Consider the following 23,674-nt stretch of genomic DNA (forward strand, 5'->3'; position numbering starts at 1 on the left):
AGCTTCCGGCTCCTGCGGACCGGAAGCAGCGATTCGGAGGACAGGCCATGGCTACCGGTTGGGCCGGCGACGGCGCCGTGCAGGAGCAGATCGACGCGACGGTGAACGACGCCGTGCAGCGCGCGCGCCAGCAGTTGCGCCAGGGCCCCGGCCGGGAGCGCTGCGAAGCGTGCGATGCGCCGATTCCCGCGGCGCGGCGCCAGGCCGTGCCCGGCGTACGTCTGTGCGTGAGCTGCCAAGAGGCGCACGACCACGAACGGCGCGCGGTCGGCCCGTACAACCGCCGTGGCAGCAAGGACAGCCAGCTGCGCTGAGCGGCCGAGAAAAAATCGCCCGCCTGCCACGAATGTTTGGCGGCGCCCTCGCTGCAGCGGTCGAATTTTTCTCGACCTCTGAGACAGCGCTCGCGCCCCGGCGGCCCACGGAGCCACGTCCACGTCGGCCGGATATTGCAGCGCGCATTTACGGAACGGTGCGTAAACGTTTACATTCCTGCCGTCCCTGATCCGGGCGACGGCTCGCCGGCGCCCGCCACCCCCGGAGAATCGATGAACTTCCAGCCCCGATCCGGCTTGTATTCCCGTTCCATGCTCCTGTGCACCGCCATCGCGCTGGCCGTGGCCGGAGTCGCCGTCGCCGCACCCGCCGATGCCCGCGCGGCGGTCGCCCCGTCCAACGCCCAACTGGCCTCGCCACGGATCGAGCGCAGGGTCGACGCGCTGCTGGCGAAGATGACGCTGGCCGAGAAGATCGGCCAGCTGGTGCAGTACAACGACCAGGGTTCCTCGGCGCCGACGGCGGCCGATGCGGGCGCGGCGATCGCCGACAATCCCGAGACCCGCGACCACGTCGATGCCTACGAGTTGGCGAAAAAAGGCGAGCTGGGCTCCATGCTCAACGTGATCGGCGCCGGGAAGACCCGCCGCTTCCAGCAAGCGGCGATGCACAGCCGCCTGGGCATCCCGATCCTGTTCGGCGCCGACGTGATCCACGGCTACCGCACGATCTATCCGGTGCCGCTGGGCCTGGCCGCCTCGTGGGATCCACGGCTGGTGCAGGACGTCTCGCACATGGCCGCGGTGGAGGCCACCACGGGTGGTGTGAAGTGGTTCTACTCGCCGATGGTGGACATCTCGCGCGACGCGCGCTGGGGGCGCTCCACCGAAGGCGCCGGCGAGGACGCCTACCTGGGCTCCGTGATGGCGCGCGCATACATCCGCGGCTACCAGGGCACCGACCTGTCCGATCCCAAGAGCGTGGCCGCGTCGGTCAAGCACTTCGCCGCCTACGGCGCGGCTGAAGCCGGGCGCGAATACAACACCACCGACATGTCCGACATCCGCCTGCGCCAGGTCTACCTGCCGCCGTACAAGGCCGCGGTGGAAGCGGGCGCGGCCACGATGATGAGCTCGTTCAATGCGCTCAACGGCGTGCCGGCCACCGCCGATCCGTACCTGATGACCGACATCCTGCGCAAGGAATGGGGCTTCGACGGCTTCGTGGTCAGCGACTACACCGCGATCATGGAGCTGACCCACCACGGCATCGCGCTGGACGCCACCACCGCCACCGAGAAGGCGCTGGAAGCCGGGGTGGAGGTGGACATGATGAGCCACTTCTACGACACCCAGATCCCGAAGCTGCTGAAGGAGGGCAAGCTGTCGATGACGACCGTGGACGAGGCCGTGCGCCGCGTGCTGCGGGTGAAGTTCGCGCTGGGCCTGTTCGAGCATCCGTACGCGCGCGGCACCGAGGTGACCCGCGCGGTGGATGCGCACCGGCCGCTGGCGCGCCGCGCGGCGGAGGAATCCTTCGTGCTGCTGAAAAACGGCGGCAACGGTGCCGCGCCGGTGCTGCCGCTGTCCTCCGCCGTGAAGAAGCTCGCCCTGATCGGCCCGCTGGCCGACGACGCCAGCGAGATGCAGGGCGCCTGGGGCGGCGCGCAGCACCTGCCAGACGTGGTCACCCTGCGCAGCGGCCTGGCGGCGCGCATGAAGAAGCTCGGCGGCGAGTTGCTGTACGCCAAGGGCACCGACGTGCTGACCGACTCGCAGGCCGGCTTCGCCGCGGCGAAGCAGGCCGCCGCGCAGGCCGACGTGGTGGTGATGGCGCTGGGCGAGTCGTCCGGCATGAGCGGCGAGGCGGGCTCGCGCGCGCATCTGGACCTGCCGGGCAACCAGCAGCAGTTGCTTCAGGCCATCGTCGCCACCGGCAAGCCGGTGGTGCTGCTGGTGTTCTCCGGCCGCCCGCTGGTGCTGGACTGGGCCGACCAGCACGTGGGCGCGATCATGGAAACCTGGTTCCCCGGCACCGAGGCCGGCAACGCGGTGGCCAACGTGCTGTTCGGCGACGTGGCGCCCAGCGGCAAGCTGACCATGAGCTTCCCGCGCGCGGTGGGCCAGGAGCCGCTGTACTACAACCAGTTCCCGACCGGCCGTCCCGCCGGCGATGCCGATCTCACCAAACCACCGGCCGGCGACACGCGCTTCATCTCGCGCTACATCGACGTGCCCAACAGCGCGCTGTATCCGTTCGGCTGGGGCCTGAGCTACACCACCTTCGGCTATTCGGGCGTGCACGTGTCGCGCCCGCGCGTGCCGCTGGCCGAGGCCAACCGCCCGGATGCGAAGAACCTGGTGACCGTCACCGCCACGGTGAAGAACACCGGAAAGCGTGCCGGCACCGAGGTGGTGCAGCTGTACGTGCGCAACCTTGGCGCCAGCGTCGAGCAGCCGGTGCGCAGCCTGCAGGGCTTCCAGCGGGTGACGCTCAAGCCGGGCGAATCGAGGCAGCTGACGTTCCAGCTCGGTTTTCCGGAGCTGTCGTTCTACAACGTGAAGAGCCGGCCGGTGATCGAGCCCACGCATTACACCGTGTGGGTCGGCGGCAGCTCGCTGGCCACGCAGCAGGCGGACTTCGACGTCACGCCCTGAGGCGGCAACGGACGCGGCGAACGAACCCGTCGCCGCGTCCGTTCGGGTCGGATCGCCAGCGGTTCCCCGGCTTTCCTGCATGTATCACCGCGCCCCCTACCGGCGCGAACACGCTGTCGGGCAGGTTGAACGAGTCAGGCCTACCTGCACTGATCAATTGTGGCCCCGAGTGTCTTGACCTCGGTGCCGTTACAGAAGAAATACGGTTTGGCACAACCCAGGTATTCCCTGCCGTAAGTTTTGAACTGGGTCTTATCCACGATGGTGCTGGCTACAGAAACGGATTTGGCACAAGAGGCCGTTCTTTGGGCCATGAGTTGCAGGCACCTGTCTCGGCTAAGGTTGTATTCCTCACGAGAGGTATCGCAGCTTGCAAGCAACTTGGAATTTATGCGCCCAAAGAATTCAGAACGTGTCATTGGATATGTAGCTGGACCGAAATTGGGTGGCGAGCTAGCTCTGACTGTGCTGTTGCCACCATAAGGCGCAAACCACCCAATGGAGACAAGGATAATCAGTGCAGTAGGCGCTTTTGACAAATACACGTGGGTAACTTCCCTGTAGGTCTAGACAGAATGGCTCTCGTTGGAGCGGCCGGTCTTCGCGCGTACCGTGGGTTGCGCGCGGGTAGTGCGCCGAGCCACCTCGTTGGCGATGGGACGGCGACGAGAACTTTCGCGGAGGCAGGGCATGAGCGACTGTATCACCGTGCATATCGGGTTGGACGTCCACAAGGAATCGATCGAGGTTGCAAGGGCGGACGCGGATGGCGGCGAGGTCTGCCACGTGGGCCGGATCGACGGCGACCTGCCGGTGCTGGATGCGGCGCTGGCGCGGTTGCGGTGTCCGGTGTCGGGCATGCAGGTGGTGTACGAAGCCGGCGGCAAACGCCAGCAGCACGAACACTTCCAGTGACAGCCACTTGCGCATCGGTCGCTACCTCGTACGGGAAACCACCGAGGCTGGCCGGGCATGCGTTCCGGCGGGTTCGACCAAGGCCGTGTCGACAAGCGGCCGCTGCACTCGCTAGCGTGCGGGCATGCCTTTCGCCCGCGCCCGCCGATGACCCGCGCCGCCCCAGGCCGTGCCAGCGTGGACGCCGGGTTCTACGCGACCCTGCTCGGTGCCACCTTCCTGATGGGGTCGAGCTTCATCGCCGGCAAGATTCTGCTCGGTCACGGCGTGCCGGCGATCCTGCTGGTGGGCTGGCGGTTCCTGCTGGCGGCGTTTGCCACGCTGCCGCTGCTGGCGATGGCGCGCGTTCCGCTGCGTGCGCAGTTGTGGCCGCCGGCGATGGCGCCGCGGCAGGCATGGGTGGTTGGCGCGATCGGGTTGCTGCAGACGGCGGCGGTGATGGGGCTGCTGTTTGTCGGCATGCGCAGCATCCCGGCCGCGGCGGCGGCGATCCTGCTGTTCAGCAATCCGATCTGGGTGGCGTTGCTGGGGCGGCTGTTCCTGCACGAATCGCTGGGGCCGGTGCGCGTGGCGGGACTGCTGCTGGGCATGCTCGGCGTGGCGCTGGCGATCGGGCCCGGCGCCTTGCTGACGGGGCAGCACGATGCCTTGTTCGGCGAGCTGTGCTGCCTGGCGTCGGCGCTGTGCTGGGCGGTGGCCACCATCATCAACAAGCGCGCCGCGCTGCCGATCGGCGGACTGGCGCTCAATTTCTGGCAGATGCTGATCGGCGCGCTGGTGCTGCTGGCACTGGCCTGGTCCGGCGGCGAACGATGGCCGACGGATATCGGCGCGCGCGAGTGGCTGTGGTTCGTGTGGCTGGCGGTGCCGGCCTCCACCGGGTCGTTCGGGCTGTGGTTCGTGGCCCTGCGTCGTGGCGGCGCCACCCACGCCAGCGGCTGGCTGTTTCTCACGCCGTTGTTCGCCGTGCTGCTGTCGTTCGTGGTGCTGCACACGGCGCTGTCGCCGTTGCAGCTGTGCGGCGGCGCGCTGATCGGCGTGGGCCTGTGGCTGGTGAACCGGGCGCCGGCCTGACGGGAGCCTCGTGCCAGGCGACCCGTCGCGCGCGCAGCCAGTCGGCTACCGCTTCGGCGTGGCCATCGGCGAGGCCACCAGGGTGGCCTTCTTGCCCCCTCAGGACCCCTGGCCCGGACGATCGCCGGACGGCCCGCGCGGCGTTGCTCAAGCGAGAACTGGGCGTGGTCGCCTTGCGCAAGCTTGCGCGCGTCGCGCCGGTTGCGCAGGGCATGGCAAGCGACCCGGCTGAAGATGCCTGCCAGCCGTGAGCGAGGCGCGATCTTCCGCCCCCGTGCGCATCCCGGCGAATCCGGCCTGTGGGATCATGGGGCGTTCGCTTTCGTGGGGAGCTCGTCGATGAAGCGGGTATGCGTCTGCAGCCGATTGTTTGCGATGCTGGGCCTGGCATGGGGCCTGGCGTGCCCGCTGGCGCATGCCGGCGACGCCGGGGGCGAGGCGAAGATGCATCGCGTCGTCGACGGCCTGCTCTCACGCATGACGCTGGAGGAAAAGGTCGGCCAGTTGAGCATCCTGGGCGCCGACCGCGGCGACCTGGAGGCACTGATCCGCGAAGGCCGTGTCGGCGGCACCAACGGCGTGCTGCCGGGGCGCGACGTGGCGGCCTACACGCGCCACATGCAGCAACTGGCGATGCAGTCGCGACTGAAGATCCCGCTGTGGTTCATGGGTGACGTCAGCCACGGCTTCCGCACGATCTTCCCGATTCCGCTGGCCCTCGCGTCCACGTGGGATCCCGACCTCGTGCGCCGCGTGCACCGTGCCGCGGCCCGCGAGGCGACCGCCGCCGGCGTGGACTGGAGCTTCAGCCCGATGGTCGACATCAGCCGCGACCCGCGCTGGGGCCGGGTGGCGGAAGGTGCCGGCGAAGATCCGTATCTCGGCAGCGCGATGGCGGTGGCCCAGCTCGAGGGTTTCCAGCGCGACGACCTCGCCGCGCGTGACACGATGATGGCGACCGCCAAGCATTTCGTCGGCTACGGTGCGGTCGAGGCGGGGCGCGACTACAACGCCACCTATCTTTCGCAGGGAGAGCTGGACGACGTCTACCTGCCACCGTTCCACGCGCTGGTGAAGGCGGGCATCGGCGCGATCATGCCCTCGCTCAGCACGCTCAACGATGTCCCGGCGACGGCGGATGCCACCCTGCTGCAGGGCGTGCTGCGGCAGCAGTGGGGTTTCCGCGGGCTGGTGGTGTCGGACTTCGACGCGGTCGCCCAGCTGCAGCAGCACGGCCTGGCCGCCACGCCGGCGGATGCCGCGCGACTGGCACTGGACGCCGGGGTGGACATCGACCTGCACAGCGGCACCTATCTGGATCAGTTGCCGGCGCTGGTGCGCAGCGGGCAGGTCGACCCGTCACGGGTGGATGCGGCGGTGCGGCGCGTGCTGGAGGCAAAGTACCGGCTGGGGTTGTTCGACGATCCGTTCCGCTACGGCAACCGGCAACTGGCGGCGAGCCTGCCGTTGTCGGCACCGCAGCGCGCACTCGCGCGCGAGGTGGCGCGCACGTCGATGGTGCTGTTGAAGAATGCGCACGGCACACTGCCGCTTGCCCGCAGCGGACGCATCGCGGTGATCGGTCCGCTGGCCGACGACCGCGCCGACATGCTTGGCCAGATGGCTGCCGAGGGGCAGGCGCGGGACGTGGTGCCGATCCTCGACGGCATCCGGCAGGCGGTGGGCAAGGCGGCGAGCGTCAGCTATGTCCGTGGCGTCGACGTCGACAGCGACGATACCGCGGGCATCCCCGCGGCGGTGGCGGCTGCGCGCACGGCCGACGTGGTCGTGCTGGTGCTGGGCGAGGACATCGACCTGATCGGCGAGGGCCACAGCCGCAGCACGCTGGACCTGCCGGGACGACAGCGGGCGCTGGCCGAGGCGGTGGTCGCCACCGGCAGGCCGGTGGTGGCCGTGCTGGTGAACGGGCGGCCGCTGTCGATCCCGTGGCTGGACGCGCACGCGGATGCGATCCTCGAAGCCTGGGTGCCGGGCGACGAGGCCGGCCATGCGGTGGCCGACCTGCTGTTCGGCGATGCCGGCCCATCCGGCAAGCTGCCGATGAGCTTCCCGCGCACGGTCGGCCAGGTGCCGATCTACTATGCGCACCGGGAAACCGGCCGCCCCTGCGACGACACCAACAAGCTCGCGCTGCACTACTCGACGCATTACGTCGACGTCGCCAACACGCCGCTGTATCCGTTCGGCTACGGCCTTGCCTACACCACGTTCGCGATCGACCGGGTGCGGGTCGAGGGCAGTCCGCTGGCGCCGTCTGGCGTGCTGATCGTGCGGGCCCGCGTGCGCAACACCGGCCAGCGGGCCGGCACCGATGTCGTGCAGCTGTATGTGCACGATCGGGTGGCCAGCGTCAGCCCGCCGGTGCGGTTGCTGAAGGGCTTCCAGCGGGTCAGCCTGCCCGCGGGCGCGCAGGCCGAGGTGCGCTTCACGCTGCGGCCGGCGGATCTTGCTTTCCGTCGCGGCGACGGCAGCTGGGGCGCCGAGCCGGGCGATTTCGACGTCTACGTGGGTGACGACGCCACGGCGACGGCAGCCGCGGCGTTTACCCTCACAGGGCCCTGATCCCCATCCGGAGTTTCCATGCGCATGCTCGTCCTTGGCGCCGGCGGTACCGGCGGTTATTTCGGAGGTCGCCTGGCCCAGGCCGGCGCCGACGTCACGTTTCTGGTGCGCGAGATGCGCGCCGCGCAGCTGGACCGCGACGGCCTGGTGATCCGCAGTCCGCTGGGCGACGCGCAGTTTCCGGTGCAACACCTCACTGCCCCGCAACTGGCCGACGTCGCCGCGGCCCGGTCGTTCGACGTGGTGCTGCTCAGCTGCAAGGCCTACGACCTGGACAGCTCGATCGAGGCCATCGCGCCGGCGATCGGCGAGGGCACCGCCGTGCTGCCGATCCTCAATGGCCTGCGCCACTACGCGGCACTGGATGCGCGTTTCGGCGCCCGCCGCGTGCTGGGTGGGCTGTGCTTCATCGGCGCCATGAAGGGCGAGCGCGGCGAGGTGCTGCACCTGGGCAAGCCGGCCTCGGTGACCTTCGGCGAGCGCGACGGCCGCGCATCCGGCGCGCGATGCGCGGCGCTCGCCGCCGCGTTCGCCGCCGCCGGCGTGGATCACCGCCATTCGCCGGACATCGCGCAGGACCTGTGGATCAAGTTCAGCTTCCTCACCACGCTGGCGGGCGCCACCTGCCTGATGCGCGCGAGCATCGGCGCCATCGTGGCCGCCGGGGGCGGACAGGCCTTCATCGAGGCGCTGTACGACGAATGCGTGGCGGTGGCTGCGGCAGCGGGGCAGCCGATCCCGCACGAGGCGCAGGACGACGCGCGGCGCATGCTTACCCAGGCCGGCTCCAGCGTCACCGCCTCGATGCTGCGCGACCTGGAGTCGGGTCAGCGCATCGAGGGTGCGCACATCGTGGGCGACATGCGCCAGCGCGCGCACGATGCCGGATTGCCCGCGCCGCTGCTGGATCTGGCCTGGATCCACCTGCAGGCTTACGAGGGGCGCCGCAGCGGCCGAGCGTAGCGACCGCTTATACTGGCCCGCCCACTGGCCGAGTCGCTCCGATGTTCGATCTCCCCGCGTGTCCGCGTTGCGGCATGGAAAACACCTATCCGGATGGCGCCAGCTGGATCTGTCCCGACTGCGGCCACGAATGGCCGCTGCAGTCCGACGGGGCCGTGCAAGAGCCGGCCGTGGTGGTGCGCGACGTCAATGGCCAGGCACTGAGCAACGGCGACACCGTGCTGGTGATCAAGGATCTGAAGGTGAAGGGCTCGTCGATCCCGCTCAAGCAGGGCGCGGCGATCCGCAACATCCGCCTGGTCGATGGCGACCCCGAGCACATCGAAGGCAGCTCGGACAAGATCAAGGGACTGGTGCTCAAGACCTGTTTCCTGCGCAAGGCCTGAGCGTCGCACCCGGCTGCGGCGGGTTCACAGCATCCGGCGCAGCGTGTTGTCGCGTTTCACCACGTGGTGCCACAGCGCCGCCGCCACGTGCAGGCCGATCACCCAGTAGAAGATCTCGCCGAGCGACTCGTGCAGTTCCTCCGCCACCTCGCGCGCACCGGGGTCGGCATGCACCAGCATCGGCAGCGCTACGCCCGACCACGGCAGGGTAACCGCTTCGCCGGCGTAGTTCACCGAGAGGATGCCGAGGATCGGCTCCCCCAGCAGGAACAGGTACAGCGCCGCGTGCGTGATGCCTGCCGCCAGCATGGAGAGGCGGCCGGGCGCGGGGACGACGGGCGGGCGGTGGCCGCGTGCCATGCCGACCAGGCGCACCACCAGCAGCGCCAGCACCGCCAGCCCGGCAAGGTAGTGGCCCTGTATGGCCAGCGTAGGTGTGTCGCCGCGCTCGTCGTCCTCGTCCAGTTCCACCAGCAAGTAGGCGGCCACGATGGCGAGCACGGTGAGCCAATGGGCGAGCCGGACGGTGATGGAATAGCGGCTGCGCGCAATCGTGTTCATCGTGGGTGACCCCTGACTCAGGGCTTGGGCCGCGGCGTGGCGGTCACGCTGGGAGGCAATATCGGCAACATGACCTGTGGCTGCTCACCAGTGAGGCTGCCAAGGAAGGCGGTGATGCGATCGATCTCCGCATCAGTGAGTTGTGCACCGAGCTGGCTGCTGCCCATCACCGCCACGGCCTGGCGCAGGTCCCATACCTTGCCCGAATGGAAGTACGGCGGCGTCAGCGCCACGTTGCGCAGCGACGGTACGCGGAACACGTAGGCGTCGCTCACCGTCTTGGTCACCGCGAAGCGGCCGCGATCGCCGGGCGGAAGGATGTCCGCGCCAGGGCGTTCCACCACGCCGAACGGCGCGTACATGGCACCGCCCACGTTGATGCCCGCGTGGCATGCCGCGCAACCCTTGCCGACGAACAGCGCCAGGCCCTCGGTCTGGGCGGCGTCCAGCGCACCGGCATCGCCTTTCAGGTAGCGGTCGAACGGCGCGTTCGGGGTGATCAGCGTGGCTTCGAACAGCGCGATGGCACGGCGGATGTTGTCGAAGGTGAGCGCTTCGCCACGACCGGGAAAGGCCTTGGCGAACGCCTGTACATAGCCCGGGATGGCGCGCAGCTGCTCGACCGTGTGGGCCTCGGTGGTGTCCATTTCCACCGGGTTGACCAGCGGCCCGCCGGCCTGCTGCTCGAGGTCCTTGGCGCGGCCGTCCCAGAACTGGGCGACGTCGAACACCGCGTTGTAGACGGTGGGTGCATTGCGCCCGCCGCGCTGCCAGCGATGGCCGAGCGAGGTCTCCTGCAGGTCCACGCCGCCCAGGCCGATCAGATGGCAGGAGTTGCAGCTGATCGCATGGCTCTCGGACAGCCGCGGGTCGAAGTACAGCATCTTGCCTAGCGCGACGCGCTCGGGCGACGCCGGATTGCCCGGCAGTGCCGGCGGAGCCGTCGGGATCGGCCGGAACAGCTGCTGCGCCTGTTTCTGCAGGTCGGACTGCGACCATGCAGGCGCGGCCAGCAGGCTGGCCAGCGACAGCGATGCCACGAGGTGGAATCGTCGCATGGTGCTTCTCCTGTAGCGACAGGGAGGGGCGATGCGCGGTATCAGTTGCCGCCGTCCTGGTCGCCGGTGCTGCGCTCGCGTTGCTCCTGCTCGGTCTGGGTGCGCGCCGGCGTGCCCTGGCCGGACGATGACGGCGTCCCCTGCTGCGTGCGCTGACGGGTTTCCTGCTCCGTCTGCTCGCGCATGCGCTGCTGCTGCATGGCCGGGCCGGGACCCATGCCGCCGCGCGCACCCTGGGCCGGCGGGCTGTCGGGCAGACGCAGTCCGCGTTCCTGCGCGCGCTGCTGCATCTCCTGATGATGCTGGGTGCGGAATGCCTCGCGTTCCTGCACCGTCCGCAGGTTGCGCATCTTGTTTCGATAGGTATTGCGCTCGGCCGGGGTCATCAGCTGGGAGCCGTAGATGGTGTCGCGGTCCCTCAGGCGATCCTGGTCATACAGTCGATCGCGCTGCACGTCGCCGCGCGCGGCACCGCCGCCAGTCGAGCGGCCCTGTTGTTCCGCGGAAAAGGCGGGCGATGAGAGGCCGCAGGTGAGGGAAACGGCTGCAGCGAGAGCAAGCAAGGCAGTGTGGCGCATGACGAGTTCTCCGGATCTGAGCGATGTTGGGACTACACCTTAGTGCTCGGGTCATCGGGTCGAATTGATCTTCGTCAACGGAGAGCTTTGTACTGCTGCCTGCTCATGGCCCCGCCGACGGCGGCGTGGCGGACATCAGCAGGCGGTTGCCGCCGCAGCGCTTGGCGGCGTACATGGCGTCATCGGCCAGCTTGAGCAGTACGTCCTCGCTTTCGCCGTGGTCCGGATAAAGCGCGATGCCGATGCTGGCCGAAATCGTGGCCGGCTGGCCGTCAAGATCGATCGGCTGATGCAGCGCGCGGCGGATTTTCTCGGCAACCGCCATCGCGCCTTCCGGCTTGACGATGCGCGGCAGCAGCACGGCGAACTCGTCGCCACCGAGCCGGCCTACCGTGTCCGATTCGCGCACGCAGGCGCTCAGTCGCCGCGCGACTTCGCACAGCAGACGGTCGCCGACGGCATGGCCGCGCCGGTCGTTGATCTCCTTGAACCGGTCCAGGTCCAGGAACAGGATGCCCACGCGCTCAAGGTCGCGTCGTGCGCGCGCGAGCGCGTTCTGCAGGCGGTCGTGGAACAGCGCGCGATTGGGCAGGTCGGTAAGCTGGTCATAGCGGGCCATGTGGTTGAGCCGAGCCTCGACCTGCTTGCGCTCGATCGCCGCCGCCACCTGGGTCGACACGAACTGCAGCAGATGGATGTCGTCCTCGCCGTAGGTCACGTCCCCGGTGTAGCTCTGTACCACCAGTGCGCCGATCACGCCGTGCTGGGCCACCAGCGGCACGCCCAGCCAGGCCAGCGGCGCGTGGCCGGGCGGCGCCTGCGCCACGATCGCCCGCACGCGCTCGCTGACGCTGGCCACGTCGTCGGAGCGCAGCAGCAGCGGGCGTCCGCTGCGCACGACCTCGGCGCTGAGCGTGCCCGAATCGAGCGGAAGCGGTTCCGGCGCGATGTCGTGGTCATCCACGCAATAGGGAAAGCTCAATGCGTCGCGCTCGGCGTCGTACAGCGCCACGAAGAAATTCCGTGCCGGCAGCAGCCCGGCGATGATCTCGTGCACGCGCCGGAACAGCGCGTCCAGGTCGGCTGCGGCGTGGGCGGCCTCGGAGATGTCGTAAAGCGCCGCCTGCATCGACTCGGCGCGCTTGCGCCCGGTGATGTCGCGCGCCACGGCCACGCGTACGCCGGCTTCCTGCGACCAGCGCGCGGCCCACATCAGGTCGACCACGCTGCCGTCCTTGCGCACGTAGCGGTTTTCGAAATACCCCGGCGTATCGTCGGTCATCAGCTTTTGCGCGTGCCGCAGCGTGCGCTCGCGGTCGTCCGGATGCATGAACTCGCTCATGCGGCGGCCGATCATCTCCTCGGGCCGGTAGCCGAAGATGCGTTCGCTGGCCGCGCTTACGAACACGATCTCGGTGTCCGCGCGCACCACGCAGACCGCGTCGACCAGCAGGTCGATCACGTTGGCCAGGGGAACCGGGTATTGCTCAGGAGTCATCGGTATGGAATGTGGGACGCATGCAGATGCAGTGACTGGTGTTCAGCATATTCCGTGCCATGCCCGGATGGGTCTGGTCGTGGAGCAGGCATGGTCGTAGAGCAGGGTTGATCAGAGCATCCTCGTCCATGTGCTGGGTGGGTCGGTATGGCCGCTGCCGGACCAAACATGACACATCCTGCCCGATGCGCACGGGCTCAGGCGCCGCGTTTTTCCGTGCGCAGGGGGGTGGTGGCGCGTTCGCGCTGCGCCAGCCAGACCACGAAGGCGGCGGCCGGCAGCGGCGGGCAGATCAGGTAGCCCTGCAGGCCGTCGCAGCCTAGCGCATCGAGCGTGGCGCGCTGGCTTTCGCTTTCCACGCCCTCGGCGATGGTGGTCATGCCGAGCCGGCGGCCCACGTCGACGATGAAGCTGGCCAGCGGACTGTGCGCTTCCGGGCGCAGGCCGCAGATGAAGGAGCGGTCGATCTTCAGCTCGTGCAGCGGCAGCTGGCTGAGGTAGCTCAGCGAGGAGTAGCCGGTACCGAAATCGTCCAGCGCCAGCCGGAAGCCGATGCCCGCCAGCGCATACATGGTCTGCAGGGCCGCCTCGAAGCCCTGCAGCAGCGCGCTCTCGGTCAGTTCCAGCGTGATGCGGCCGGGCTGCACGCCGGACTCGCGCACCAGCTTCTCGGTGCGATCGACGAAGTCGGGATGCGCCAGCTGCCACGGACTCACGTTCACCGCCAGATGCTCGCCGAAGTCCACCCGGCGCGCGTCCCACTCGCGGATGCGCGCGCACGCCTCGCCGATCACCCATGCGCCGAGCGCGTGGATCAGCCCGGTTTCCTCGGCGATGGGAATGAACACGTCCGGCGCCACCTCGCCCAGCACGGGATGGCGCCAGCGCAGCAGCGCCTCGGCGCCGAGCAGCCGGCCATCCACGCCAACCTGCGGCTGGAAATGCAGCTGGAACGGGGTCTCGCTGCCCAGGCTCTCCACCGCCGCGCGCAGGCCGCGCTCCAGCTCCAGGCGCTCGTCGGCCACGCTCTGCATCTCCGGCTCGAACAGGCGCACCGCGTTGCGGCCGGCGGCCTTGGCGCGATAGAGCGCGATGTCGGCGCGGCGGATCACGCTGGGCGCATCGCCGTCGCGACCGGAAAACAGTGCCACACCCACGCTGGCACCCACCGACAGCACGTTGCTGTCCACGTTGATCGGCGCGGCGAGCCGGGCGCGCACGTCGTGGGCGATCTGCTGCGCCTGCGTGCCGGCCTCTTCGGGGTCGGCCGGCAGATGCTCCACCACCACCATGAACTCGTCGCCGCCGAGTCGGCCCAGCGCCGCTTCCGCGGGTGCGGCGGCGAGCAGGCGGTCGGCCACCGCTTCGAGCATGCGGTCGCCGACGTGGTGGCCGAGCGCATCGTTGATCGTCTTGAAGTTGTCCAGGTCGATCACCATCGCCGCGCAATGGCTGCGCGTGCGGCGGGCGCCGGTGGCGCTCTCGGCGATCATGTCCAGGATGCGCAGGCGGTTGGGCAGGCCGGTGAGCGGGTCGTGGTAGGCGAGGTGGCGCAGGCTCAGTTCGGCCTCTTCGCGCGTGCTGGCCTCGGCGCGCAGGCGGCGCGTGGTCTGCTCCAGCTGCAGCGTGCGCTGGTGCAGCTGGCTGGCCATCGACAGGCCCATCAGCAGCACGAACGGCAGGAACGAGAACGCATCCACGTACGGATAGGGCATGCCCATCAGGTCGATCACGATATCGCCCCACAGCAGCGCGGCGAACTGGATCGACAGGCACAGCCCCAGCAGCATCGCCGGCACCCGGTCGCCGCGGCGGAACTGCATCGTCATCATCGCCAGCGCCCAGGCGAACGCCAGGTAGGTGAGCAGATGGAAGGTCCAGCCCAGCGGCGAGGGGATGCCGTTGAGCCTGGTCACCCACTCGCCCCACGGCAGTTCGGACGCCTGCATGCCGCTGATGCGCGAATAGAACATCGTGCCGGGCGAAAACTGGTTGACCAGGAAAAAGGCGACACATACCGCCGTGATGATCGCCAGCGTCCGCGGCCGCAGCGGACGGCCGGCATAGCAACCCACGAAGGTGAAGAAGAACGGAAACGACAGCGCTGCCGCGGCGCACATGGCGCGCAGCATCTCCACCGCGCGGTGCTGCGTCTGTGCCAGGCCGAGCAGCGCGTTGAAGAAGGCGAGCCCGGCGATGCACAGGCACAGCATCGCGTAGGAAAGATAGAGCCGGTCGCACCGCTGGCGCATGCCGATCAGGATGAACTGGATGCTCGACGTGACCGCGATGCACGCCGTCGCCACCAGCGCGGCGGTGTAGTAGCCGAATACCGCGTGTGCCTCCGTTCCACCCATACCCGATGCGCCCCCCCCCGATGCGTCCCCGGTTGTTACCATGGCCGGCATCGCCGCCCCGTCGTGCCACGATAGCCCAAGCTACGGGAAAAATGCCGCGACTGCCCGGGGCGCGGAGATCGGGCTCTCGGCACGTGGCGATTCCCCCTGTCTCGACCGCCGCGGCCGGGACTTGAGTGAACGATCCCGGCCGGGCCGGGTCCCCTGATATCGGTTTTCAATGAGGTGCCCACATCATGAGCAAGCGTTCTTCCAGCGTCGGCGGTTGGCTCGCCGCCGTCATCGCCCTGGTGGTCATCGCCGCTGCCGCCTACTTCCTCATGCAGCGCGCGCGGCAGGCCGATACCAGGCCGACGGCATCGGTTGCGCCGGCCGCCTCATCGCCCGCGCCCGCCAGCACTGCGCCTGCCATCGCTCACCCGATCGCGCAGGCCGACAGCGGCCCCGCCACGGCCAGCACGGCGCCGCTGCCAGCCCTGGCCGACAGCGATGCGAACGTGGCCGACAGCCTGATCGCGCTGGCCAGCGGCGGCGACATCGGCGCGTGGCTGGTGCGCCAGTCGATCATCCCGCGCATCGTCGCCACCGTGGATGCGCTGCCGCATGCGGACATGGGCCGCTTCATCCTGCCGGTGAAGCCCGCCAAGGGCAGCCTGGTGGTGGAGCAGGCCGACGGCCAGAGCATGATCGGTGCGGCCAACGCGGCGCGCTATGCGCCGTACATGCAGGCGCTGGCCAGCGTGGATGCGCAGGCGCTGGTCGACTGGTACGTGCACTACTACCCGCTGTTCCAGCAGGCGTACGCGGAGCTGGGCTATCCCAGTGCCTATTTCAACGACCGGCTGATCGCGGTGATCGACCACCTGCTCGCCGCCCCCGAACCGACCCAGCCGCTGATCGTGGCGCCGTACAAGCAGGGCTATGCGTTCGCCGATCCGGCGCTGCAGGGGCTGTCGGTGGGGCAGAAGGCGATGTTGCGCATCGGCCCGGCCAACGAGGCCGCGGTGAAAGCCAGGCTGCGCGACCTGCGCACCCGCCTCGTCGGCAGCGGCCTGCATGCGGCTCCGGCCGCCGCGACGTCGGCCGCCAGGTAAGCCATCGTCGTCGCGCACGCTCCAGTAGACGGCGCGGCCCTTCCACTGCGCAGCGCGAGCTGCCGGTGTCCGTGCGGTAAAGCTCGGTGCCGTCGCGGTCGATCGCTACGCGGTTGCGGTGGAAACGCATCGCCGCCAGCAGCACCGGCAGCGCGCCGAACGCCATCACCGTGATCGCCGTGCGCACTCACGCCAGCAGGTGCGTTCGTTGGCGGCGCGATCTATGAAGCGAGGGATCGTGGGAATGGCTCCCTGGGCGAGCCGCCAATCTGCCTGCGGCGCCCGTCGCTTCCCAGCGCGGGCCATTGTGCGGCCGCGGTGTCGTGCCGCGCTTGACCGCGGGGCAGCGCGGCGTGATCCTGTCTACCTTCCAATAGGTAGGTAGCTGTCATGCAACTCCGTTCCGACTGGTCCGAACGCGCCGTCGTCGATTCCTCCGCGATGGACTGGGTGGAATCGCCCTCCGCCGGCGTGCAGCGCAAGATGCTCGAGCGCGACGGCGACGAAGTAGCCCGCGCCACTTCCATCGTGCGCTACGCGCCAGGGTCGCACTTTCCGCGCCACGTGCACGCCATGGGCGAGGAACTGTTCGTGCTGGAGGGCGAGTTCTGCGACGAGAGCGGCCGCTTCGGCCCCGGCTCGTACATCCGCAATCCGCCCGGCTCGGCGCACGCGCCGTGGTCCGACGGCGGCTGCGTGCTGTTCGTCAAGCTGCGCTATTTCGATCCGACCGACCAGGCGCGCGTGGTGGTGCACACCCGCGACGAGCCGTGGCTGCCGGGGCTGGTGCCGGGCCTGTCGGTGATGCCGCTGCACGACTTCCGCGCCGAGCACACCGCGCTGGTGCGCTGGGCACCGGGCACGTATTTCAATCCGCACCGCCACTACGGCGGCGAGGAGATCCTGGTGGTCGACGGCGTGTTCGAGGACGAGCACGGCCGCTATCCGGCCGGCAGCTGGCTGCGCAGCCCGCACATGAGCCAGCACCGGCCCTTCAGCCGCGAGGGCTGCACCATCCTGGTCAAGACCGGCCACCTGATCGCCCACACCGAGGACGCCGCCGCATGAACCACGCACCGGCAGGGACCGCCGAACGGGTGATGGACGTGGCCGAGGCGCTGATCCAGCAACGCGGTTACGGCGGCTTCTCCTTCGACGACGTGGCGCAGGCGGTGGGCATCCGCAAGCCCAGCGTGCATCACCACTTCCGCACCAAGGCCGAGCTCGTCGCCACGCTGGCGCGGCGCTACACCGGGCGCTTCGAGTCCGCGCTGGCGGCGATCGACGTGGCACGACGCGATCCGCTGGCACGGCTGAAGGCGTACGTGCGGCTGTTCACCACCACCTATGCGCAGGACGGCCGCCTGTGTGTATGCGGCATGCTCGGCGCCGAGGCGGACGCCCTGCCCGCCGACGTGGCCGACGCCGTCGCCGGTTTCTTCCGGCTCAACCTCGCCTGGCTCACCGCGGCCTTCCGCGACGCGCAGCGCAGCGGGCAGGTGACCACGGCGCAGCGCGCGGCGAATCTCGCCGAGCTGATGCTGTCGGCGCTGGAGGGCGCGATGGTGGTGGGGCGCGGTGGTCGCTCCGGCACCGGCCCCTCCGCTGTGGGGAAGAACCTGCTGGCCACTGTTGCGGGGTGAGGCGGCTCCGGCGGCGCGCTCGCGCTGTTGCGTGCATGGTTGTGGGAGTGACTTCAGTCGCGACACTTCCGCTGCGCCATGGCGGGGTGTCGGGGCTGAGCCTCTCCCACAGGGGACGGAGCGATCCGTCGCCGCTTCCTTGTCGCTTGGTCACTTCGCTTCCGGCAGCTGGATCAGCGCGGTCTTGCTACGGGTGCGGCGGCGGTTCCTCGACGATGTCGATCAAGACGTCGCGCCGGTAGCTGAGCAGGCGGCCGCGGAACGGCGGCAGGTCGTTCGCGTCGAAGCGGCTGCGCTGTTCCTCCACGCCATAGCCCTGCAGCGCCATCGCCTTGCTGAAGCGCGCGCTGTTGCCGCGGCCCGGATCGGTGATCAGGATTTCCGCGTGCGCGCCGGCGTGCCGCTGCATGATGCCGGCCAGCAGTTCGGCGTGGCCGCGTTCGTAAAGGATGTCGCTGCCGATGATCAGGTCGAAGCGGCCCAGCGTGGCGTCGGGAATCTCCCACGGCAGGTCGCGGTAGGCGACGAACGGCAGCTGGTTCTGCATGGCGTTGCGGCGCAGGAACAGCTCCGCCAGCGGGTGATGGTCGCTGGCGGTGATGTCCGCCTTGCGCCGCTGCAGCACCAGGCTCGACAGGCCCAGCCCGCAACCAAGCTCCAGCACGCGCTTGCCCGCCACCTCGTGCGTGCTCATGGTCTGCGCCAGCAATCGACCCGCCGGCCACACCTGCCCGAACAGCGACCACAGCGCCGGCGCAATGCCCGCACGCTCGGCCAGCCCGTCCGGATCGGCGAACTGCTGGCGATCGCTCAAGGCGCGAATGCGAAAACCGTGCCCACCGAGCAGGACGGTGAGCTGACGCGTGGTGTAACCCGGCATGGGGCGCTCCAGGGTGACGCGGAGGCGCGATGGGCGACCGGATCGGAAAGGGAAGCGCAGCGGCGACGGGGCGGTGTCGGACGGGACGCGGAGGGTTTTCGGTGGATGGTCGGCAGCTTAGCGGGTCGGAGCTGAAGCGCGGCGCCTAGCAGCTGCCGGGCTTTGCTGGTCGAGACGAGAAGTCGGCTGGGCGAGGACAGATTTTCGACGTTTCGTCGGCCCATAGTGGTTCCATGGGTCGGCGAAGCGGCGGAAACAGGGACCGCACCGCCGGATTCGCAGCCCGGCCGAGCAAAGCCCGACAGGCTGCCAGGAGGCGAGGCCGTCGGCACCCGGCGGGCGATTCTTCAGGCCTCCGCACAACCGTCGCTGCAGAAGGCCGCAGTGGCGGCATGTGCGGCGTTTGGCGGCATCTTCCACTGCCGTCACTTCCGCGAAGGCGGGAGTCCACCTTGACTGCTTGCCTATGGCCTCCCGCCTGGGGAGCAACAGCGAACGTCATCCGTGCGCAGCACTCGACGGGTACGCGTCCGTCGGCCAGGGCACCCCGCGCACGCCGCGCTCATCCGGGTTGGCCCGCCCCTGGTCGAGAGAAGCCGCCGCGTGCGTTGTCCACAGCCTCTGTGGAGGCAGACGGGAAAAGCCTGTGGATAGATCTCCTATCGTGCTGATCGCACAGCACATCCACACGGCCTGCGCAGAAACTGCTCAGGCGAACATCGCTGCCGGCATCAGCCACAGCGCGAGCGCGCCCAGTGTGCTGCCGATGCCGATCGCGGCGAGCACGTCGCTCGGATAGTGCAGGCCCAGCACCACCCGCGAGGCGGCGACCAGCGCGGTGAAGCCCAGCAGCAGCGGCGCCAGCAGCGGATACCAGGCCAGTGCCACCACGGTGAAGCCCACCGCCTGCAGCGTGTGGCCGGAGGGGAAGCTGAACTCGTCCAGCGGCGGCACGTGGGCGATCACCCCTGCGTACACGCGGAACGGCCGCGGCCGTTTCGTCCAGCGCTTCAGCCACCGATACAGCGCCAGTGCGGCAAGGCCGGTGAGCGCCATGTGCGCGGCGGCGAGCATGCCGCGCCGGCCGTCGAACAGGGCGAGCGTCAGCATCAGCGCATACCAGAACACGCCGTCGCCCAGCCGGCTCACGATGCCGAAGAACACGCCCACGGCGCGACGCGCGCCCCAGCGGTTGGCCGCCACGCACATGCGGCGGTCGATCGCGAAGCGCGGGCCGGAACATTCCGGCGCGGAAAATTCAGGCGTGGGTATGAGCGGCGGCAGGCTGGACATGGTGGTTCTCACGGGCGAGCTGCATCAGCAGGGATTCGAAATCGCGGATCACCGCATCCGGCGACAGCGCCGCGACGCTGGCATGCGCGGCGCGGCCCATGTGGCGGATCAGGCTGGGGTTGCCGGCCAGGGTGGCAGTGGCATCGATGAAGCCGGCCTCGTCGCCAGGCTCGATCACGTAGCCGTTGCTGCCGTGCTTCATGTGCTCGCGGGCGGCGCCCTCGCGGTAGGCCACCACCGGCAGTCCCGCGGCGAGCGCTTCGAGGATCACGTTGCCGAAGGTCTCGCTGAGGCTGGGGAAGGGAAACACGTCGGCGCTCGCCACGTGCCGCGCCAGCGATTCGCCGCGCTGCATGCCGGTGAAGATGAAGTCCGGGTTCGCCGCCTGCAGCGCCGCGCGCGCCGGGCCGTCGCCCACCCACACGCAGCGCGCGTCGGGCACCTGCTGCTGCACGGCGCGGAAGGCGCGCACGGCCAGATCGAGATTCTTTTCCGCCGCGATGCGTCCGACATAGAGCACTACCGGCGCGTGGCCGTCGGCACCCCACCGCCGACGCAGTTCGACGTCGCGGTGGCGCGGATGGAACTGCGTCGTGTCCACCGCTCGGCGCAGGATGCGGGCATTGCTCACGCCCAGCGCATCCAGCTCGCGCTTGAGCGCGTCGGTGGGCACCAGCGTGGCGCCGCCGCGGTTGTGGAAACGGCGCAGATAGCCGCGCACCGCCGCGGTGAGCAAGCCCACGCCGTAGTGCGCGGCGTAGGTGTCGAAGCGCGTGTGGAAGCCGGTCGCGGCGGGGATGCCCAACTGCTGCGCGGTGCGCATGGCCGACCACCCCAGGGGGCCTTCCGTGGCCACATAGATGGCGTCCGGCCGTAAGCGGTTCCAGCGCTTGCGCAGCATGCGGCCGCTGGGCAGGCCAAAGCGCAGGCCCGGGTAGCGGGGCAGGGCCGCGCCGCGGGTCTCCACCGGCAGCATCCCGGGTTCGTCGACGAACGGCACCGGCTGGCGCGGGCGGATCACTTCCACCGTGTGGCCGAGCGCGGCGAGTCCGGCAGCGAGGCTGTGCACGGTCAGCGCGACGCCGTTGATCTCGGGAGGATAGGTTTCGCTGACGATGCCGATGCGCATGGCTACACCCTGGCTGGCTTGACCCAGCTTCGGTCCGGCGCGTTGCGCCGGCATGGCGTCGGCATGACGTGGCGGTGACGGTCTGGCCGGGGTTGTACGGTTGTCCGTACGCTCCCGCGGCGAACAGCACCATGGCCAGCGCGACGGCGGCCGGGAGCGCCGGGCGCGCGTGGCCGGATGGTCTAAAATGCGCGGTTCCATTTCGCATGCAGCCAGTATCCCCATGACTTTCCGCACCCGCTTCGCCCCCAGCCCCACCGGCTTCCTGCACATCGGCGGCGCGCGCACCGCGCTGTACTGCTGGCTGGAGGCGCGTCGTCGCGGTGGCGAGTTCGTGCTGCGCATTGAGGACACCGATCGCGAGCGGTCCACCGACGAGGCCGTGCAGGCGATCCTCGACGCGATGCACTGGCTGGACCTCGACGCCGACGCGCCGCCGGTCTACCAGACCCATCGTCTGGCGCGTTATCGGGAAGTGGCCGATCGCCTCGTCGCCGAGGGCAAGGCGTACTACGCCTACGAGAGCAAGGAGGAAATCGAGGCGATGCGCGAGGCGGCCATGGCCGCCGGCGAGAAGCCGCGCTACAACCGCTATTACCGCGACCGCAACGAGCCGTACCGCGACGACCCGAACCGGGTGATCCGCTTCCGCAATCCCACCGAGGGCTCGGTGGTGTTCGAGGACAAGGTCAAGGGCCGCATCGAGATCGCCAACAGCGAGCTGGACGACCTGGTGATCTTCCGCTCCGACGGCTGGCCCACCTACAACTTCGCCGTGGTGGTGGACGACATCGACATGGGCATCACCGAGGTGATCCGCGGCGACGACCACGTCAACAACACGCCGCGGCAGATCAACATCTACCGCGCGCTGGGCGCCCCGGTGCCGGCGTTCGCGCACCTGCCGATGATCCTGGACAAGGAGGGCAAGAAGCTCTCCAAGCGCACCCATTCGGTGAGCGTCATGGAGTACCGCGCCGACGGCTACCTGCCGCACGCGCTGCTCAACTACCTGGTGCGGCTGGGCTGGTCGCACGGCGACCAGGAGATCTTCTCGCGCGAGGAGATGGTCCAGTTGTTCGACATCGCCGACGTCAACAAGGCGGCCTCGCGCTTCGATACTGAGAAGCTGGCCTGGCTCAACCAGCACTACCTCAAGACCGACGATCCGGCGGCGATCGCGCCCGAATTCGAATGGCACCTGCAGCGCGCCGGCTACGACCTGGCCAGGGGGCCGGCGCCGGCCGACCTGATCGTGGCGCTGCGCGACCGCGTGCAGACGCTCAAGGAAATGGCCGAGCGCGCGGCGATCTGGTTCGGTCCCATCGTCGAGTGGGACGAGAAGGCAGTCACCAGGCACCTGAAGAACGACAGCGCGGTCGTCGTGCTCAACGAAGCGAAGGCGCTGCTGGCCGGCTGCGAGTGGAAGCCCGCGCCGATCCACGCGGTGATCGAGCAGATCGCCGCCAAGCTGGAGCTGGGCATGGGCAAGATCGCCCAACCGCTGCGCGTGGCGATGACCGGCACCCAGGTGTCGCCGTCGATCGACCACACCATCTACCTGGCCGGACGCGACGTGGCGCTGCAGCGCATCGACGACGCGATCGCACGGGCGCAGGAATGATCGTGCTCCCCATGCCAGCACGCGGCAGCGATCGGCATGGATGAGCTGCTGAGCAAGGCGCTGCAGGGCGTCGACCTGCAGGCTCCGGGCGCTTTCTGGCAAGTGTTCGCCAACCTGATGGCGCTGGTGCCGTGGACCGCGCTGACCCTGTGGAGCGTGTTCTTCGTGGTCGTGGGCGCGGGGCTCGGCTGGTGGCGCGGGCACACCCGCGCCGGCGTGCTGTGGGCGCTGGCGCTGGGGCCGATCGGCTGGCTGGTGGTGCTGCGCCTGCCGCGCGCGGGGTGCAGCGTACCGCCGCCGTTGCCGCCGCGGCGCCGCTAGGAGCGTGGGTCAGAGTATCCTAGGGGCTCGGTCGCCGGCCGGATCGCCCGGCAGGATGAAACCCACCACCACGCGCCGACCTTCGCCGGCGAGCAGGTCATAGGTGCGCGCGGCGGCGGCGTTGTCCATCACTTCGATGCCCACGCCGCGGCGCAGGAAGGCGGCAAGGAACTCGTGCGGCGGAAAGCTCTGCCGTTCGCCGGTACCGAGCAGCACCAGCTCGGGCTGCAATTGGAAGAACGCCTCGGCGAGCTCCTTGTTCAGGGCCCTGGCATCCGTTGCGAGCCAGCCTTCGATGAGGCGATCGGGCGCCAGCAGGAAGCTCGCCGTGACCTCCCGGTCGACCACGGTGACACTGTCGCGTGCCGTGCGGCGCACGAACAGGAACGATTCGGGGCGGTCGAGCGACAGGTCCATCGGATCAGCGTGGCAGGGCGAGCTTTGGATCGTCGGTATTGCGACGGAACATCACCACGATGTGCCCGATCTCCTGCACGCTCTCGGCGCCGGTGCCGTCGGCGAGGAAACGGAGCTGGGCCTGACGCTCGTCCTTGTTGCCGCCGGACAGCTTCACTTTCACCAGTTCGTGATGGGTGAGGGCGAGGTCCAGCTCCTTCAGCACCGCGTCGGTGGCGCCCTTGGCGCCGAGCAGGATCACCGGGCTCAGGTCGTGGGCGAGGCTGCGCAGATAGCGGCGCTGGGAAGCGGAGAGGGCCATGCGGGGAAACGCTCTATTCGCGGACGACGGACCGCAAAGGGTATCATGCGGACCATTCCCCGTATC

22 protein-coding genes are annotated in these 23,674 nt (G+C 69.3%); 12 read left to right on the forward strand and 10 right to left on the reverse strand.

Annotation, left to right across the window (positions count from 1 at the left end):
• Window positions 1–47: 47 nt before the first annotated feature.
• The 7 genes from ACO2Q2_RS05380 to ACO2Q2_RS05410 all read left to right on the forward strand — a co-directional run bounded on the left by ACO2Q2_RS05380 (window position 48) and on the right by ACO2Q2_RS05410 (window position 8,854).
• Entirely contained in the window at window positions 48–314 is a 267-nt protein-coding gene (locus tag ACO2Q2_RS05380; protein ID WP_423254754.1) for a DksA/TraR family C4-type zinc finger protein, read from the forward strand.
• A 234-nt stretch (window positions 315–548) separates the two neighbouring features.
• Window positions 549–2,933, forward strand: coding sequence for a glycoside hydrolase family 3 N-terminal domain-containing protein (locus ACO2Q2_RS05385; RefSeq protein ID WP_423254755.1), 2,385 nt, complete (start codon window positions 549–551; stop codon window positions 2,931–2,933).
• A gap of 690 nt (window positions 2,934–3,623) precedes the next feature.
• A complete protein-coding gene (locus tag ACO2Q2_RS05390; RefSeq protein WP_423254756.1) occupies window positions 3,624–3,848 on the forward strand; it encodes a hypothetical protein in 225 nt (74 codons plus the stop codon).
• A 147-nt stretch (window positions 3,849–3,995) separates the two neighbouring features.
• Window positions 3,996–4,922 carry a DMT family transporter gene (locus ACO2Q2_RS05395; RefSeq protein WP_423254757.1) on the forward strand — a complete coding sequence of 309 codons (927 nt, stop codon included), beginning with the start codon at window positions 3,996–3,998 and terminating at the stop codon, window positions 4,920–4,922.
• A gap of 339 nt (window positions 4,923–5,261) precedes the next feature.
• Window positions 5,262–7,505, forward strand: coding sequence for a beta-glucosidase BglX (gene bglX / locus ACO2Q2_RS05400; protein ID WP_423254758.1), 2,244 nt, complete (start codon window positions 5,262–5,264; stop codon window positions 7,503–7,505).
• Window positions 7,506–7,523: 18 nt separating this feature from the next.
• The gene (gene panE, locus ACO2Q2_RS05405) at window positions 7,524–8,468 is read left to right on the forward strand and encodes a 2-dehydropantoate 2-reductase (RefSeq protein ID WP_423254759.1); all 945 of its coding nucleotides are present in this window, start codon (window positions 7,524–7,526) and stop codon (window positions 8,466–8,468) included.
• Window positions 8,469–8,509: 41 nt separating this feature from the next.
• A complete protein-coding gene (locus ACO2Q2_RS05410) occupies window positions 8,510–8,854 on the forward strand; it encodes a zinc ribbon domain-containing protein YjdM (RefSeq protein ID WP_423254761.1) in 345 nt (114 codons plus the stop codon).
• A gap of 24 nt (window positions 8,855–8,878) precedes the next feature.
• On the opposite strand, the gene ACO2Q2_RS05415 is transcribed toward ACO2Q2_RS05410, so the two are convergent.
• From ACO2Q2_RS05415 to ACO2Q2_RS05435, 5 genes are all read right to left on the reverse strand, one after another.
• The gene (locus tag ACO2Q2_RS05415) at window positions 8,879–9,415 is read right to left on the reverse strand and encodes a cytochrome b (protein ID WP_423254762.1); all 537 of its coding nucleotides are present in this window, start codon (window positions 9,413–9,415) and stop codon (window positions 8,879–8,881) included.
• A 17-nt stretch (window positions 9,416–9,432) separates the two neighbouring features.
• Window positions 9,433–10,473, reverse strand: coding sequence for a cytochrome-c peroxidase (locus ACO2Q2_RS05420; protein WP_423254763.1), 1,041 nt, complete (start codon window positions 10,471–10,473; stop codon window positions 9,433–9,435).
• Window positions 10,474–10,514: 41 nt separating this feature from the next.
• Window positions 10,515–11,051, reverse strand: a complete 537-nt coding sequence (locus tag ACO2Q2_RS05425; protein ID WP_423254765.1) for a hypothetical protein — start codon at window positions 11,049–11,051, stop codon at window positions 10,515–10,517.
• A 103-nt stretch (window positions 11,052–11,154) separates the two neighbouring features.
• Window positions 11,155–12,549, reverse strand: a complete 1,395-nt coding sequence (locus ACO2Q2_RS05430) for a diguanylate cyclase domain-containing protein (RefSeq protein WP_423254767.1) — start codon at window positions 12,547–12,549, stop codon at window positions 11,155–11,157.
• A gap of 197 nt (window positions 12,550–12,746) precedes the next feature.
• A complete protein-coding gene (locus tag ACO2Q2_RS05435; RefSeq protein WP_423254769.1) occupies window positions 12,747–14,906 on the reverse strand; it encodes a putative bifunctional diguanylate cyclase/phosphodiesterase in 2,160 nt (719 codons plus the stop codon).
• Between the two features lie 236 nt (window positions 14,907–15,142).
• Between ACO2Q2_RS05435 and ACO2Q2_RS05440 the strand changes: the two genes are divergently transcribed.
• The 3 genes from ACO2Q2_RS05440 (at window position 15,143) to ACO2Q2_RS05450 (ending at window position 17,643) form a co-directional block, all read left to right on the forward strand.
• The gene (locus ACO2Q2_RS05440) at window positions 15,143–16,000 is read left to right on the forward strand and encodes a DUF3014 domain-containing protein (RefSeq protein ID WP_423254770.1); all 858 of its coding nucleotides are present in this window, start codon (window positions 15,143–15,145) and stop codon (window positions 15,998–16,000) included.
• 390 nt (window positions 16,001–16,390) lie between these two features.
• Window positions 16,391–17,068: a cupin domain-containing protein gene (locus ACO2Q2_RS05445; RefSeq protein ID WP_423254772.1), complete on the forward strand. Its 678-nt coding sequence runs from the start codon at window positions 16,391–16,393 to the stop codon at window positions 17,066–17,068.
• Window positions 17,065–17,643 (forward strand): TetR/AcrR family transcriptional regulator, encoded by a 579-nt coding sequence (locus ACO2Q2_RS05450; RefSeq protein WP_423254773.1) that lies wholly within the window; start codon window positions 17,065–17,067, stop codon window positions 17,641–17,643. Before ACO2Q2_RS05445 ends, ACO2Q2_RS05450 begins: the two co-directional genes overlap by 4 nt.
• A gap of 187 nt (window positions 17,644–17,830) precedes the next feature.
• On the opposite strand, the gene ACO2Q2_RS05455 is transcribed toward ACO2Q2_RS05450, so the two are convergent.
• The 3 genes from ACO2Q2_RS05455 to ACO2Q2_RS05465 form a co-directional block, all read right to left on the reverse strand.
• Window positions 17,831–18,523 (reverse strand): class I SAM-dependent methyltransferase, encoded by a 693-nt coding sequence (locus tag ACO2Q2_RS05455; protein ID WP_423254774.1) that lies wholly within the window; start codon window positions 18,521–18,523, stop codon window positions 17,831–17,833.
• 708 nt (window positions 18,524–19,231) lie between these two features.
• Entirely contained in the window at window positions 19,232–19,816 is a 585-nt protein-coding gene (locus ACO2Q2_RS05460; protein WP_423254775.1) for a phosphatase PAP2 family protein, read from the reverse strand.
• On the reverse strand, window positions 19,782–20,945 hold the full coding sequence (locus ACO2Q2_RS05465; RefSeq protein WP_423254777.1) for a glycosyltransferase family 4 protein: 1,164 nt from the start codon (window positions 20,943–20,945) through the stop codon (window positions 19,782–19,784). The genes ACO2Q2_RS05460 and ACO2Q2_RS05465 overlap by 35 nt, the downstream gene beginning before the upstream one ends.
• A 223-nt stretch (window positions 20,946–21,168) precedes the next feature.
• Between ACO2Q2_RS05465 and gltX the strand changes: the two genes are divergently transcribed.
• Both gltX and ACO2Q2_RS05475 read left to right on the forward strand, forming a co-directional pair.
• The gene (gltX, locus tag ACO2Q2_RS05470; protein WP_423254778.1) at window positions 21,169–22,569 is read left to right on the forward strand and encodes a glutamate--tRNA ligase; all 1,401 of its coding nucleotides are present in this window, start codon (window positions 21,169–21,171) and stop codon (window positions 22,567–22,569) included.
• Window positions 22,570–22,605: 36 nt separating this feature from the next.
• Window positions 22,606–22,890: a hypothetical protein gene (locus tag ACO2Q2_RS05475; RefSeq protein WP_423254779.1), complete on the forward strand. Its 285-nt coding sequence runs from the start codon at window positions 22,606–22,608 to the stop codon at window positions 22,888–22,890.
• A gap of 9 nt (window positions 22,891–22,899) precedes the next feature.
• Here the strand turns inward: ACO2Q2_RS05475 and ACO2Q2_RS05480 are convergent, their stop codons facing one another.
• Both ACO2Q2_RS05480 and yhbY read right to left on the reverse strand, forming a co-directional pair.
• On the reverse strand, window positions 22,900–23,307 hold the full coding sequence (locus ACO2Q2_RS05480) for an Mth938-like domain-containing protein (RefSeq protein WP_423254780.1): 408 nt from the start codon (window positions 23,305–23,307) through the stop codon (window positions 22,900–22,902).
• Window positions 23,308–23,311: 4 nt separating this feature from the next.
• A complete protein-coding gene (gene yhbY / locus ACO2Q2_RS05485) occupies window positions 23,312–23,608 on the reverse strand; it encodes a ribosome assembly RNA-binding protein YhbY (protein ID WP_423254781.1) in 297 nt (98 codons plus the stop codon).
• Between the last annotated feature and the right edge of the window lie 66 nt (window positions 23,609–23,674).

The organism is Dyella sp. KRB-257, assembly GCF_049445995.1.
Taxonomy (GTDB): domain Bacteria; phylum Pseudomonadota; class Gammaproteobacteria; order Xanthomonadales; family Rhodanobacteraceae; genus Dyella_A.